This window comes from Rhizobium sp. SSA_523, assembly GCF_030435705.1.
Taxonomy (GTDB): Bacteria; Pseudomonadota; Alphaproteobacteria; order Rhizobiales; family Rhizobiaceae; genus Neorhizobium.
Genome location: NZ_CP129382.1, coordinates 2,494,047 through 2,507,947, shown reverse-complemented (window position 1 = coordinate 2,507,947; position 13,901 = coordinate 2,494,047). Strand labels below are relative to the sequence as shown.

Annotated in this window: 14 protein-coding genes; 6 read left to right on the top strand and 8 right to left on the bottom strand. The window is 62.1% G+C overall.

Features of this window, described 5'->3' with window-relative positions; genetic code table 11:
* Window positions 1-28 precede the first annotated feature (28 nt).
* Complete coding sequence (locus tag QTJ18_RS20290; protein ID WP_252754313.1) at window positions 29-1,204, top strand: multidrug effflux MFS transporter; 1,176 nt, start codon at window positions 29-31, stop codon at window positions 1,202-1,204.
* 65 nt (window positions 1,205-1,269) lie between these two features.
* Here QTJ18_RS20290 and QTJ18_RS20285 read toward each other — a convergent pair whose 3' ends face one another.
* On the bottom strand, window positions 1,270-2,487 hold the full coding sequence (locus tag QTJ18_RS20285) for an argininosuccinate synthase (protein WP_252754314.1): 1,218 nt from the start codon (window positions 2,485-2,487) through the stop codon (window positions 1,270-1,272).
* Window positions 2,488-2,725: 238 nt separating this feature from the next.
* Here QTJ18_RS20285 and QTJ18_RS20280 point away from each other — a divergent pair, with 238 nt between their 5' ends.
* Both QTJ18_RS20280 and QTJ18_RS20275 read left to right on the top strand, forming a co-directional pair.
* Window positions 2,726-3,586: an SDR family NAD(P)-dependent oxidoreductase gene (locus tag QTJ18_RS20280; RefSeq protein ID WP_252754315.1), complete on the top strand. Its 861-nt coding sequence runs from the start codon at window positions 2,726-2,728 to the stop codon at window positions 3,584-3,586.
* 59 nt (window positions 3,587-3,645) lie between these two features.
* On the top strand, window positions 3,646-4,287 hold the full coding sequence (locus QTJ18_RS20275; protein WP_252754467.1) for a LysE family translocator: 642 nt from the start codon (window positions 3,646-3,648) through the stop codon (window positions 4,285-4,287).
* Between the two features lie 10 nt (window positions 4,288-4,297).
* Here QTJ18_RS20275 and tenA read toward each other — a convergent pair whose 3' ends face one another.
* The 7 genes from tenA to QTJ18_RS20240 all read right to left on the bottom strand — a co-directional run bounded on the left by tenA (window position 4,298) and on the right by QTJ18_RS20240 (window position 9,400).
* Window positions 4,298-4,972: a thiaminase II gene (gene tenA, locus QTJ18_RS20270; RefSeq protein ID WP_289852156.1), complete on the bottom strand. Its 675-nt coding sequence runs from the start codon at window positions 4,970-4,972 to the stop codon at window positions 4,298-4,300.
* Window positions 4,973-4,977: 5 nt separating this feature from the next.
* Entirely contained in the window at window positions 4,978-6,150 is a 1,173-nt protein-coding gene (rlmN, locus tag QTJ18_RS20265; RefSeq protein ID WP_252754469.1) for a dual-specificity RNA methyltransferase RlmN, read from the bottom strand.
* Window positions 6,151-6,484: 334 nt separating this feature from the next.
* Window positions 6,485-6,988, bottom strand: a complete 504-nt coding sequence (locus QTJ18_RS20260; RefSeq protein ID WP_252754316.1) for an invasion associated locus B family protein — start codon at window positions 6,986-6,988, stop codon at window positions 6,485-6,487.
* Window positions 6,989-7,298: 310 nt separating this feature from the next.
* The gene (locus QTJ18_RS20255) at window positions 7,299-7,700 is read right to left on the bottom strand and encodes a YkvA family protein (protein ID WP_252754317.1); all 402 of its coding nucleotides are present in this window, start codon (window positions 7,698-7,700) and stop codon (window positions 7,299-7,301) included.
* A gap of 56 nt (window positions 7,701-7,756) precedes the next feature.
* Window positions 7,757-8,059, bottom strand: coding sequence for a 4a-hydroxytetrahydrobiopterin dehydratase (locus QTJ18_RS20250; RefSeq protein ID WP_252754318.1), 303 nt, complete (start codon window positions 8,057-8,059; stop codon window positions 7,757-7,759).
* Window positions 8,060-8,069: 10 nt separating this feature from the next.
* Window positions 8,070-8,669: an RNA 2',3'-cyclic phosphodiesterase gene (gene thpR / locus QTJ18_RS20245; RefSeq protein WP_252754319.1), complete on the bottom strand. Its 600-nt coding sequence runs from the start codon at window positions 8,667-8,669 to the stop codon at window positions 8,070-8,072.
* Between the two features lie 86 nt (window positions 8,670-8,755).
* The gene (locus QTJ18_RS20240) at window positions 8,756-9,400 is read right to left on the bottom strand and encodes an arylesterase (protein ID WP_252754320.1); all 645 of its coding nucleotides are present in this window, start codon (window positions 9,398-9,400) and stop codon (window positions 8,756-8,758) included.
* Window positions 9,401-9,505: 105 nt separating this feature from the next.
* Here QTJ18_RS20240 and QTJ18_RS20235 point away from each other — a divergent pair, with 105 nt between their 5' ends.
* The 3 genes from QTJ18_RS20235 to QTJ18_RS20225 all read left to right on the top strand — a co-directional run bounded on the left by QTJ18_RS20235 (window position 9,506) and on the right by QTJ18_RS20225 (window position 13,776).
* Window positions 9,506-10,213 (top strand): ABC transporter ATP-binding protein, encoded by a 708-nt coding sequence (locus QTJ18_RS20235; RefSeq protein WP_252754321.1) that lies wholly within the window; start codon window positions 9,506-9,508, stop codon window positions 10,211-10,213.
* Complete coding sequence (locus QTJ18_RS20230) at window positions 10,210-12,780, top strand: ABC transporter permease (RefSeq protein ID WP_252754322.1); 2,571 nt, start codon at window positions 10,210-10,212, stop codon at window positions 12,778-12,780. Before QTJ18_RS20235 ends, QTJ18_RS20230 begins: the two co-directional genes overlap by 4 nt.
* 249 nt (window positions 12,781-13,029) lie before the next feature.
* Complete coding sequence (locus QTJ18_RS20225) at window positions 13,030-13,776, top strand: Bax inhibitor-1/YccA family protein (protein ID WP_252754323.1); 747 nt, start codon at window positions 13,030-13,032, stop codon at window positions 13,774-13,776.
* Window positions 13,777-13,901: the final 125 nt, after the last annotated feature.

Genomic DNA, 13,901 nt, shown 5'->3' with positions numbered 1-13,901 from the left:
GAAACCGGCTGAAGGCGGGCAACCCTTGATGAGCGAGGCGAGAACGACCTTTCTGGGCGCTCTCCTGACCATGCTCGGGCCGATCTCGATGGCGATCTATACGCCGGCCATGCCGGAACTCGTGCGTGCCTTCGCCACCACGGAAGCGGCGATCAAGATGAGCCTGTCGATGTTCTTCTGCGGCTTCGCGCTGGCGCAGCTCGTCGCCGGGCCGCTTGCCGATGCGCTGGGGCGAAAGAGCGCCACGCTGATCTTCATCTCCATCTATCTGGCCGGCTCGGTCCTTGCCGCCATGGCGCCGTCGGTGGAGTTCATCCTCGCCGCCCGGCTCATCCAGGGCATCGGCGCATCGGTCGGCATTGTGGTGTCCCGCGCTATCGTGCGCGACCTGTATGTCGGTGCCGATGGCGCGCGCATCCTCAATACAATCGGCATTTTCATCGCCGTCGGACCGGCCACCGGTCCCGTGCTGGGTGGATTGACGCTTGCCGCTTTCGACTGGCATGCGCTCTTCCTGCTGATGATCGTCTTCGGTCTTGCCGCGGCTGCGTGCGTCATCTTCGTCTTGCGCGAAACGGTCACGCCGGACCTGTCGCGGCTGCGACCTGCAAGGCTGATCGGCAATTATTGCCGGGTTGCCACCAATCGCCAGTTCATCGCAACGGCGCTCGTGCTCAGCGGAAGCGTGGGAGCGCTATATGCCCAGTCGACAATGCTGCCTTTCGTCCTGATCGACCGCGTCGGCCTGTCGCCAACCCAGTTCGGGATCGGGATGCTGATGCAGTCCGGTTTCTACCTGCTCGGCTCGGTGAGCCTGAGACTGGTGTCGAACCGCCTCAGCGGCGCCCGGGCGGCGTTGTTCGGCATCACTTTGTGCGGCCTCGGCGCCGTGCTGATGGCCCTGTCCGTGGCTTTCGTGCCGCCGGCCTTCCTGACGGTCATGGTGCCCGTGGCGATCTGCACCTATGGTTTGGCCTTCCTCAGCCCTTACGTCGTGACGCTGTGTCTTGCGCCCTTTCCCGGCATGGCGGGCTCCGCTTCGGCGCTGAGCGGGTTCCTGCAGATGACCGCCGGCTTTATCGGCGGTGTGGCCGCGGCATCCATGGCCGATCCGCTGAAGGCTTTCGGCGTGATCATTCCGGCCATGGAATTTTCCGCGGTGGCCGGCTTCATCTGGATGCGGCGTCTGTCGCGCCAGGCCTGACGCAGGTTAAAAAAAGGCCGCTTCCCGCGCAGGGGCGGGGAGGCGGCCTTTCCCGGTTTCGATGATCAGCGATTGCGCTTGGCGAGGGTGCGCAGGCGAAGAGCGTTCAGCTTGATGAAGCCGGCGGCATCCTTCTGGTCATAGGCTCCCTGGTCGTCTTCGAAAGTGACGAGCTTGTCGGAGTAGAGCGACTTCTCGCTTTCGCGTCCGGTCACCATGACATTGCCCTTGTAGAGCTTCAGCGTCACTTCGCCTTCCACATGCTCCTGGCTCTTGTCGATCAGCGCCTGCAGCATTTCGCGCTCCGGCGAGAACCAGAAACCGTAATAGATGAGTTCCGCATAGCGCGGCATCAGCTCATCCTTCAGATGTGCGGCTCCGCGATCCAGCGTGATGCTCTCGATCGCCCGGTGGGCGGCCAGGAGAATGGTGCCGCCAGGCGTTTCATACACGCCGCGGCTCTTCATGCCGACGAAACGGTTTTCCACGAGATCAAGACGGCCAATGCCGTTGTCGCGGCCGTAATTGTTGAGTTCGGCGAGCAGCGTCGCCGGGCTCATCTCGACGCCATTGATCGAGCAGGCATCGCCCTTGCGGAAGCCGATCTTGATGACTGTCGCCTTGTCGGGCGCAGCCTCCGGCGAAATCGTGCGCATGTGAACATATTCCGGCGCTTCCTGTGCCGGATCCTCCAGGACCTTGCCTTCCGAGGAGGAGTGCAGGAGGTTGGCGTCGACCGAGAAGGGAGCCTCGCCCTTCTTGTCCTTGGCAACCGGGATCTGGTGCTGCTCGGCAAAGTTCAGGAGGTCGGTCCGGCTCTTGAACGACCAGTCGCGCCAGGGAGCGATGATCTTGATGTCCGGGTTCAGCGCATAGGCGGACAGTTCGAAGCGGACCTGGTCATTACCCTTGCCGGTGGCGCCATGGGCGATCGCATCGGCGCCGGTCTTCTTGGCGATCTCGATCAGGTGCTTGGAGATCAGCGGCCGGGCAATCGAGGTGCCGAGCAGGTAGACGCCTTCATAGACGGCATTGGCGCGAAACATCGGGAATACGAAATCGCGGACGAATTCCTCGCGGACATCTTCGATGAAGATCTCCTTGATGCCGAGCATCTCCGCCTTCTTGCGCGCCGGCTCGAGCTCTTCGCCCTGGCCGAGATCGGCGGTGAAGGTCACGACTTCCGCGCCGAGTTCGGTCTGGAGCCATTTCAGGATGATGGAAGTGTCGAGCCCGCCGGAATAGGCGAGAACAACTTTCTTGACGTCTTTGGGAAGGGCCATAGCGATTGCGTTCCGTCTGGAGGGCAGGCCGTTCCAACCTGCCGCTTGAAGTCTTTGGATGGCGGCACTTTTAGCGAGTTTATGGCCACGTGCAAGGGCATGCGGCCGCCCAAAGCGTCATAGATCGTGGCGGCGCGCCTCCTGCTTTTGCCGCGGCCGGTCATGTTGACGAGATCCGGCGGGGGTACCATATCCGCGGCGATCATCGTTTGCGTGAAACAGCCTTGGAGGTTCGCCCATGACAGTTCAGCATCCTGCCCTGAAACAGGGTCACGTGGCCGTCGTCACCGGCGCCGCCTCGGGTATAGGTCTGGCCGCGGCCAAGGCCTTTGCCAGGCTCGGCCTCTGCGTTGTGCTCGTCGACCTGGAAGGAGACCGGCTGGCAGAGGCAGAAAGCGAGGTTGCCGCCCTTGCCGCCGGAGGCGCGGCGGATGTTGTTGCGATCGGCACGGATGTCTCCCGGCTAGAAGAGGTCGAAGCGCTGGAGCGGGCCGTAATCCAGCGCTTCGGGCGCGTGCATGTCCTGATGAACAATGCCGGCATCCAGCCGGGAAGCGCGCTCTTCGGCGCTCAGGCGAACTGGGATAATGTGCTGGCTGTCAATCTGATGGGCGTGATCCACGGCACGCGGACCTTCGGCCCGGGCATGATGGCGCACAAGGAACCGGCGCTGATCATCAATACCGGTTCCAAGCAGGGCATAACCACGCCGCCCGGCGATCCGGCCTATAATGTCGCCAAGGCCGGGGTGAAGGTCTTCACCGAAGCATTGCAGCATGAACTGCGCAATGCCGAGAGCTGCACGGTCACGGCGCATCTGCTGATCCCCGGCTTCGTCTATACCGGCCTGACCGCCAATGGCCGGCCGGAGAAGCCGGATGCGGCCTGGACACCGGAACAGACCGTGGATTTCATGCTGGAGAGCCTGGTGCGCGGGGATTTCTACATCCTATGCCCGGATAATGACGTCGATCGCAGGACAGACGAGCGGCGCATGGCCTGGGCGATTGGCGACATCATTGAAAATCGGCCGCCTTTGTCCCGCTGGCACAAGGATCACGCTGAACCTGCCAAGGCCTTCATTGGTCAAAGAGATTGATTGGCAAGCGCACAGCGCCACGATAAGTCTTGGCAAGACCCCTTGCCGAGACCGATCCCATGGATTTCCTGCCGAGCCTGCCCACCCTCATCACATTTACCGGCATGTGCCTGCTTCTTGCCATCACGCCGGGGCCGGACATGACCCTGTCCATCAGCCGCGCGCTCTCGCAGGGCACCAAGCGGGCGCTCTTCGTCGTGCTGGGCACGACGATCGGCATCATGATCCACACGCTGCTGGTCGCTTTCGGCATTTCGGCCCTGATTACCGCCTCGCCCACCGCCTTCTTCCTCTTGAAGACCGGCGGCGCCGCCTATCTGCTCTGGCTTGCCGTTCAGGCCGTGCGGCATGGCTCGAACCTCAAGGTGGAGGCCGTCGATGGTCCGAAAGCTTCTGCATGGAGCAATGTGTCGACAGGGCTGTGGGTCAATCTGCTCAATCCCAAGGTCATCATCTTCTTCATGACCTTCCTGCCGCAATTCGTGACGGCGAACGATCCGGCGGTGACGCAGAAGCTCATCTTCCTGGGCTTCTTCTTCATCTTCGTCGGCAGTCCGATCAATGTCATCGTGATCCTGGCGGCAGACCGCCTGGCCAAATGGCTGCAGGCCAATCCGAAGGTGCTGCGCGGAATCGACTATACCTTTGCCGGCGTCTTCTCGGTCTTTGCCGTCAAGATCTTCATGACGCAGGCGCGGTGAGCGCAAGCGCTCAACGAAGATCAAGCCCCATCTGCCAGAAATCGGCCTCGAGCCTGGTGGCATCCCGGAAGACCCGCGACAACTGCGAGAAGCGGGTGGCATCGACTTGCGCCAGGCGCGCATTCATCCAGTTCAGTTCCGCTTGAACGAGATCCTGGTAGTCCCGGCCGGCATACATGTCGATCCAGGCGGCATAGGGATTGCCCTCATGCCGGGCCGACGACTGTCTCCCGTTCGAAGTGGTGATCCCGTTTGCGATCTCGCCATAGCCGATGATGCAAGGGGCAAGCGCCACATGCAGATCGAGAAGGTCTCCGCTCATGCCGGCGTCCAGCACATAGCGCGTATAGGCGAGCGTCGCTCTGGATTCGGCAAGTCCTGCCAGATCGGCTTCGGATATTCCCCAGGACGCGCAGTAATCGATATGCAGTCCCAGTTCGATATCGACGATCGCCTTCAGGCTATCGAGGCTCTGCCGCAGATCGGAGAGGTCGCGGCTCTTGTAGACCGCCAGTCCCCAGGCGCGGGCGAACTGGATGAGGAAGAGGTAATCCTGCTTCAGATAATGCTGGAATGCCGCCTGCGGCAATTCGCCGGTGGCGAGCTCCCGCACGAACCGATGCTCGACATAGGCCTGCCAATCCTGCGCATGGTCTTCCTTCAGGCGCTCGAAAGGGCTCACCATGTCGATCAATCATCCTCACCGTGACCGGCGATCATCATGGCCTCGAAAGCCAGCCTGTCGGTTTTGCGCATGCGCTCCGACTCCGATTTCAGCTGTCCGCAGGCGGCCAGGATATCGCGTCCGCGAGGCGTGCGGATCGGCGACGCATAGCCTGCCTGGTTGATGAAATCCGCAAACCGCTCGATCGTCGCCCAGTCCGAACACTGGTAATTGGTGCCGGGCCAGGGATTGAACGGGATCAGATTGATCTTGGCCGGAACGCCCTTCAGAAGCTGCACCAGCCGCTTGGCGTCTTCCAGACTGTCGTTGACGTCCTTCAGCATCACATATTCGAAGGTGATGCGGCGCGCATTGGACAGGCCGGGATAGTTGCGGCAGGCCTCAATCAGCTCTTCCAGCGGGTATTTCTTGTTGATCGGCACCAGCATGTCGCGCAGCTCGTCGCGCACGGCATGCAGCGAAATGGCAAGCATGACGCCGATCTCATCGCCGGTCCGGTAGATTTCCGGCACGACGCCAGAGGTCGACAGGGTGATGCGGCGCTTGGACAGCGACAAGCCTTCATTGTCGGAGGCGATCAGCAGGGCGTCCTTCACATTGTCGAAGTTGTAGAGCGGTTCGCCCATGCCCATCATGACGATATTCGTCACCTTGCGCTCGCCCGTCGGCACGAAGGCGCCGGGTGGGGAGTCCAGGCCCGGGAAATCGCCCAGCCGGTCGCGCGCCAGGAGAAGCTGGCCGAGAATTTCCTCGGCCGTCAGGTTCCTGACGAGGCGCTGCGTGCCCGTGTGACAGAAGGAACAGGTCAGCGAACAGCCGACCTGGCTGGAAATGCACAAGGTGCCGCGGCCTTCTTCGGGAATGTAGACGGTTTCCACCTCCACCGGCCGGCCGGCGCCGCGCGGCGGATAGCGCAGCAGCCATTTGCGCGTACCGTCATTGGAGACCTGCTCCTCCACCACTTCCGGGCGGGAGATGGTGAAATGCGCCTTCAGCATTTCGCGCATATCCTTGGCCACATTGGTCATGGCATCGAAATCGGAGACGCCGCGAATATAGAGCCAGTGCCACAGCTGGCTCACCCGCATGCGAACCTGCTTTTGCGGCACGCCCTTTTCGGCAAGGGCAGCACCCATCTGCTCGCGGGTCAGGCCGATCAGCGAAGGTTTGCCGGACATCAGGTCCGGGCGCGGCACGAGCGGTTGCTTGACGGCGAGACGCGGTGCGGTTGCTTCGGAAAGAGACATGATACGATTCCGTTCAACGGCTGCGCGACGCAAACTGAGGCGTCCTGGCAGTCCGGATTGTAGCGTGTGAAATGCGCGAGGCGGGCGCGGGCGCCAGGATTATGACGCGCTTCGACCGCAGTTGCAGGGCCTTTATCATCAAAAGCCACGCACGTCACCATCAAACCGGCCCGGCCGCGCCTGGGCCAGGTCCAGCTCAACTGCAATCAGGTCCGGCCATGTGCGGCCAGCCCTTGCCAATCCGACGGAATCCGGCAATCCGGAATTACTTGCAGGTCTCGATCTGCTTCAAGGCCGCGGAAATGCCGGAGAGCGAATAGCTGTAGCTCGTATTGGTGCCGCGGGCCGAAACAGCCTTAACGGTCATGGACTTGCCGCTCCTCATCGCCGCAACCAGCGCCGGTTCTTCGGCGGCATTTTCCACCCAGGCCGCCTTGTCCTTGACGAACATCACGAAGTTCCGGTTATCGATCGTCACGTTGACCTTCGAATCCGCCTTCAGCGTATAGCCCACCATGACCTGCGGCTCATAGGAAATGTTCTGGCCGGGACGCTGCGAGACCATGAAGAAAATATCCCCGTGATCGACAGAGGCCGGTTCCTTGGCCGTCGGGATCGAGAGGACGTAGCACACCGTGCTTTTGCCGGATTTGTAGGAATAGGCGCCCCAGTTCTGGAATGTGCCGATCCGGTTCGGCGCCTGAGCCGAAGCAACTGCAACGGATGCGAGCAGAAGGGTCGACGCGAGGGCGATCTGTCTTACAAACATTGTGTCCTGCCAGTTTATGTTCAACGGCCGACCGTCTTTCCGGTCGGGCGGGGGGTCGCAATCCGCTACACTTTGACGTAATTTCGGTTACCAAACCGTCAACAGCCGGTTCGACGCTTGTCTGAACAGGAGCCAAATCTCCCCGATCCGGGACATCTGTTTCCTCGATCACCGAATGACCCGACGAATCCGGCAAGATTGGGGCCATGTCCTGATTGGGGCCATGACCTGCGCCCCACGAAAGCGTGTGGGCGGAGCGCCCCGCCGGCCGGCGGCTTCGGGCGTGGGCGGGCAAGACCGGCGCGGGAAATCAGCGCGTCGCTTCCGGGGCGGGAGCCCTGGAATCCGGATCGGCCAAAGCCTCATCCGCCGCCTGATAATGACTGTCCTTGATGTGAGACTGGATCATGCGGAAGGCCGCCATCAGCACGGCAATATCGTCCGTGAAGCCGACCACGGCAAAGATATCGGGCAGGAAATCGAGCGGCAGGACGAAATAGCCAAGCGCCGCAAGCAGGATCCCGCGAACCCGCACGGGCGTCTGCGGATCCATGGCGCAGAAATAGGCGGCAGCAAGATCGCGGCTGAACGGGATATAGCGCATGGCCCGCTTCATGGTCGGCCAGAACTTCGAGCGGATCTGCCGCTGCTGCTTTTCCTGCGTCTTGTCGTCTCCGGGCAGAAGGATTTCTCCAATCTTGACCTCGTCCATCCAAGCCTCCTTCGCTCATGGGCCAGGGATGGATATGGTCCTGCACAGGGTGAAGTTCAATCGCGTATCGATGCCGCACGGTCCATCAGCAGGGCCAGGGCGAGATCCCGCTCGCTCACGCCGCCGCTGTCATGGGTGGTCAGACGGACATCGACCCTCGCATAGACATTCGTCCATTCCGGATGGTGATCCAGACGTTCCGCGGCAAAGGCGATCTCGGTCATGAAGGAGAAGGCCTCGGCGAAGCTTCGAAAGCGAAAGCTGCGCTCCAGAGCGTCGCCCTGCGCAGAGAGCGACCAGGCGGGTAGCTCCGCGAGCCGCTGTTTGACCTCGTCTTCCGTCAGCCTGCGCGGTCGCATGACTTCACCGTCAGTAAAAGTACTTCTCACTCATCGCGTCTCGCTCGGAGTCTCTGTCGGCATAGCCGGCGAGACTGTCCTGAAGCGGGAAGACCTCTTCCGTGAGATAGGGCCCGCCGCCCACCGATTCCTTGGAGGACATCAGGACGAAGCGGCCGACCTTGAAGGGGGCCGTGTAAAAATTGCCGCGCCCGGCCAGATAGTGCACAACATCGTCCACCCGCGCCGAGCGCAGCCTGGCCAGGGTCACATGCGGAGTGAATTTGCGGGGATCGGGAGCAAGCCCCAGCCGCTGGCAGATCCGCTCGATCTCCGCCTGCAGGGTAAAGATTTCGGCGGAAGGGGAAACGCCGGCCCAGATGGAATGCGGCTTTTTCGACCCGAAGGAGCCAATTCCGGTGAGGCTGATCTCGAAGGCCTCGCGATCGATGCGGTCGAGCCGGGTGACGATCTCGTCTGCCGTTCGGCCATCCACATCGCCAATGAAGCGCAAGGTGATGTGGTAATTCTCGACATCGATCCAGCGTGCGCCAGGCAAACCGCCTCGCAAAAGCGAGAGACTGAGGGCGGCACTGCGCGGGATTTCGAGGGCGGTGAAAAGTCTCGGCATAGCGAACCTCCTCGAATCTCTTGCGATATCAATAGCGGAACACGCAATCAGGTTCCGCGCAAGACATGTTTTATATCAAGCGGCGCTCAACCACCCGGAGAGAGGGTTTTGATGAAGCTTTCCACAGATTCCAGGGAGCGCTGCACCATGACGGCAACACCCTTGGCATTCGGATGCATGCCGTCCTGCAGCTGAAGGTCGGAATGGGTGGTGACGCCGTCCAGGAAGAAGGGGTAGAGCGGCACCTGATATTGCTGCGCCAGATCGGTATAGATCGCATTGAAGCGCTGCCCGTAATCGCCGCCCATGTTCGGCGGGGCCAGGATGCCGATGAGCAGGACCGGGATCTTGCGCTCTCGCAGTCTCTGAATGATGGCCTCGAGATTCTTGCGCGTCTGTTCCGGCGCCACGCCGCGCAGGGCATCATTGGCGCCGAGTTCGAGAATGACCCCATCTGTCCCGTCGGGGACAGACCAGTCGACACGCGAAAGCCCCGCCGATGTTGTGTCGCCCGAAACGCCGGCATTGGCGATTGCGACATCATGGCCTTTGGCCTTCAATGCCGCCTCCAGTTGAGCCGTATAGGATTCCGTCGGCGCCAGCTGATAACCCGCCATCAGGCTGTCGCCCAGTCCGACCAATTGCAGCGTCTTTGCCTGTGCCGCCGGCGCCATGGCCAGAATTGCCATCAGGATGACAATCACGTGATGCCGTACTGCTTTCATTTTCATGGACCTGTTCCTAAATTGGCCGGATCGACAGAACATCCGGGACAAAAGCCCGATCTCACCTGCCGATCCAAAAACGGTTCCCGGCCAATATAGGAAGGCTTGCGCGTGACGAACACCATCATCGAGCTGAAGAAGGCTGATCTGACGCTCGGACATGCGGCCGCCTCCGTTCACGTTCTGAAAAGCATCGACCTTGCCATCGGCGCCGGCGAGGCCGTCGGCATTGTCGGCCCGTCCGGCTCGGGCAAATCGACGCTGTTGATGGTTCTGGCCGGGCTGGAACGTCTGGACAGCGGTGAAATCCATATTCTCGACACGCCGCTGCACGCGCTCGGAGAGGATGCTTTGGCCGATTTCCGCGGACGCAAGATCGGTATCGTCTTTCAGTCCTTCCACCTGATCGCCAATATGACGGCGCTGGAAAATGTCGCCGTTCCCCTGGAGCTCGCGAATGTGAAGGAGGCCTTCGACATTGCCAGGCGCGAGCTGACCGCCGTCGGCCTGGGTGAGCGGCTCCACCACTATCCCGGCCAATTGTCCGGCGGCGAACAGCAGCGCGTGGCCATTGCCCGGGCGCTCGCCCCATCGCCGGCCGTGCTGGTCGCCGATGAACCGACCGGCAATCTCGATACGGAAACCGGCCGGCAGATTGCCGACCTCCTGTTTGCCAAGCAGAAGGAGCGTCAGATGACCCTGCTGCTGGTCACTCATGACACGGGCCTTGCGCAGCGTTGCTCGCGGCAGATCCGTGTGCGGTCCGGCGAAATCGTCGATGACAGCGCCAAGGCTCAGGCAAAGGTCGTGCTCGTATGACGGCCGCCGCACGGCCGAACATGACGGCCGCTGCCCGGCCCCGCATCACCGTCGCCTTCCGGCTGGCGCTCCGGGAGCTGCGCGGCGGACTGGCCGGCTTTTACATTTTCCTCGCCTGCATAGCGCTCGGCACCGGCGCCATCGCTGCCGTCAATTCCGTCTCGCTGGCCATTACCGGCGCGATCGCGTCGCAGGGGCAGACGCTCCTTGCCGGCGATATCCGCTTCGAGCTCGACAATCGGGAGGCCACCAAACCCGAACTGGATTATCTGAACAGCCTTGGGCCGATATCCGTCAGCAGCGGGCTTCGCTCCATGCTGCGCCTGCCGGATGGTGCGGAACAGGCGCTGGTAGAGGTCAAGGCGGTCGATGATGCCTATCCCCTGTACGGCGCCGTCAAGAGCGAGCCGGATCGTCCGCTTGCCGAGCTGCTGGGCGGGCAGAACGAGGTCTACGGTGCGCTTGCGGCCCCGCTTCTTCTGGAAAGATTGGGCGTGGCGGTGGATACCGAACTCCTGCTCGGCAATGCCCGGCTGCGCATCACCGGCATTCTGCAAAGCGAGCCGGACGCCATTTCCGAAGGTTTCAATTTCGCTCCTCGCCTGCTTCTGAGCCGTCAGGCTCTTCTCGCCTCCGGCCTCATCCAGACGGGAAGCCTGGTCGAGCACGCCTACAAGATCAAGCTGGCCGACCCGCTGCAGCGACGTCTCATCGCAGAAGATGCGAACAAGCAGTTTCCCTCCGCAGGCTGGTCGATCCGCAGCGCCGATCGCGCCGCCCCTTCTCTGACGGAAAATGTCGATCGCTTCTCGCAATTCCTCACGCTTGTGGGCCTGACGGCACTGATCGTCGGCGGCGTCGGGGTGGCCAATGCCGTGCGTGCCTTCCTGGATGCCAAACGGACGACGATCGCGACGTTCAAATGCCTTGGAGCTCCGGCCTCACTCGTGACCGCCATTTACCTGATCCAGATCCTGCTGATTGCCGGGGTCGGCATCTTGATCGGTCTTGCCCTCGGCATGGTTGCGCCCTTCATCGCGCTCGGCTTCCTGGAAAGCGTCCTTCCGGTTCCGGCAGCGGCGACCATCTATCCGTCAGCGCTCGTTCTTGCGGCTTTGTTCGGCCTTCTCACCACCTTTGCCTTTGCCATTTTGCCGCTTGGCCATGCGCGACAGGTGCCGGCAACGGCCCTCTTCCGCGAGCAGGGCTTCGACCAGCGTCGTCTTCCCGCCTGGCCCTATCTTCTGGCCGCGGCGGTGGCGCTCTCGGCTCTTGCCTGCCTTGCCGTCTTTTCGGCGCAGGATCGCTTCATCGCCATGGTCTTCCTTGGCGCCGTCACCGGCGCCTTTGTGCTGCTGCGGCTGGTCGCGGCCGGCATTGCGGCGCTTGCCCGCCGCGCGCCGCGCGTCAATTCGCCGGCACTGCGCCTGGCCATCGGCAACATTCATCGCCCCGGCGCACTCACCTCCTCCGTCGTCCTGTCGCTCGGCCTCGGATTGGCGCTGCTCGTGACGCTTGCCCTGATCGACGGCAATCTGCGGCGCCAGCTGACCGGGCCGATGATGGAGAATGCGCCGAATTTCTTCTTCATCGACATTCAGGGGAACGAGAGACAGGGCTTTGTCGACGTGGTGCAGCGCCTCGCGCCGGATGGCAAGATCAACCTGGTGCCGATGCTGCGGGGGCGCATCACCGCCTTCAACGGCGAGGATGTGACGCAGATGAACGTGCCGCCCGGCGGTCGCTGGGTGCTGCGCGGCGATCGCGGCATTACCTATGAGGAGAGCCTGCCGCCCAATGCCCGGCTGACGGAAGGCGATTGGTGGCCCGCCGGCTATGACGGGGAACCGCTGGTATCCTTCTCCGCCCGGGAAGCCGCGGAGCTTGGCCTCAAGCTCGGCGATACGGTGACCGTCAACGTGCTGGGCCGGACGATCAGCGCCCGGATAGCGAATTTCCGCAATGTCGAATGGGAATCCCTGTCGATCAACTTCGTCATGGTCTTTTCGCCCAATACCTTCCGCGGCGCGCCGCATGCCTGGCTCGCCACCTTGACCGATGCGACGGCGACCCCCGCCAAAGAGGGTGAGATCCTGCGCGCCGTCACCAATGCCTATCCGACCATCACCACGGTGCGTGTGAAGGATGCGCTGGATATTGCCGAGCAATTGGTGGGGCAACTGGCAACGGCCATTCGTGCGGCCGCGGCCGTCGCACTCATCGCCTCGGTGCTTGTGCTTTCCGGCGCGCTGGCGGCAGGCAATCGGGCCCGGACCCATGATGCGGTGATCCTGAAGACGCTCGGCGGAACGCGGGCCATGCTGATCCGCGCCTTCAGCTACGAATATCTGATCCTCGGTTTTGCGACCGCCGTCTTTGCCCTTTGCGCCGGCGGCGTGGCGGCCTGGCTGGTGGTCAGTTCGATCATGAACCTCCCCTCGCAATTCCTCCCCTCGGTTGCCGTCGCAACCGTGGTGGGCGCGCTGGTGCTGACGGTGGGCATAGGATTGGCCGGGACCTGGCGCATTCTGGGACAGAAGGCCGCACCGGTGCTGCGCGAACTCTGACGGCGCACTCTCATCGCGCAATGGACGCGGGCCGGCCGGCTCACCGAACGTCGCGGATTAAATTTTCGTCACTCTGGCGATTCCGCCGAGATTCGGGCTTGATCCACTTGAAGCCTGTCGGTGGACGGCGCATATTTGATGCATGCTTGCTGAGGCTCCGCAGCGGCGCCAGGGCGATAAGGGTGATCTCGACGAGATCGCCGGTCTCGCCCGACACCGTACACAACACGGGAGCTTTGAGAGGACAAAATGGCTGAACGTTTCAACTTCCAGACCCGCCCTGCACAATCGGGTGCTCAGGCCGGGGCGATGATCGATGAGGGCCTGCGGGCCTATATGCTGAAGGTCTACAACCTGATGGCGCTCGGTCTTGCCATCACCGGCCTTGCGGCGTTCGGAACATGGCAGTTCGCTGTCGATGGCGGGCAATTGACGCCCTTTGGCGTCGCGCTCTACGCGAGCCCGCTGAAATGGGTCGTGATGCTGGCCCCGCTCGCCATGGTATTCTTCCTGAGTTTCAGGATCAATCGCATGTCGGTCTCTGCGGCACAGACGACCTTCTGGGTCTATGCGGCGCTGATGGGCCTGTCGCTGTCGTCGATCTTCCTGGTCTTCACCGGCCAGAGCATCGTGCAGACCTTCTTCATCACGGCGGCCTCCTTCGGCGCCCTGTCGCTTTACGGCTACACCACGAAGCGTAGCCTGACGGCCATGGGCTCCTTCATGATCATGGGCCTGTTCGGCCTAATCATCGCCTCCGTCGTCAACATCTTCCTCGCCTCGTCGGCGCTTGGCTTTGCAATCTCCGTTCTGGGCGTCCTGATCTTCGCCGGCCTCACGGCCTATGACACGCAGAAGATCAAGGAAATGTATTTCGAAGGTGACGATACTGCCGTGATGGGTCGCAAGGCCATCATGGGTGCCCTGACCCTGTACCTCGACTTCGTGAACCTGTTCATGTTCATGCTCCAGTTCCTCGGCAACCGGAACAACTGATTGCCGGACCGGATAGGTGATAAGAAGGCGGCCTTCGGGCCGCCTTTTTTGTGATCCCCTTCTCCGGTATGGCCGCCTGAAGGCTTGAAAGAGTGGTCTCCCGGCCAGGACTTGCCCGTTTCCTG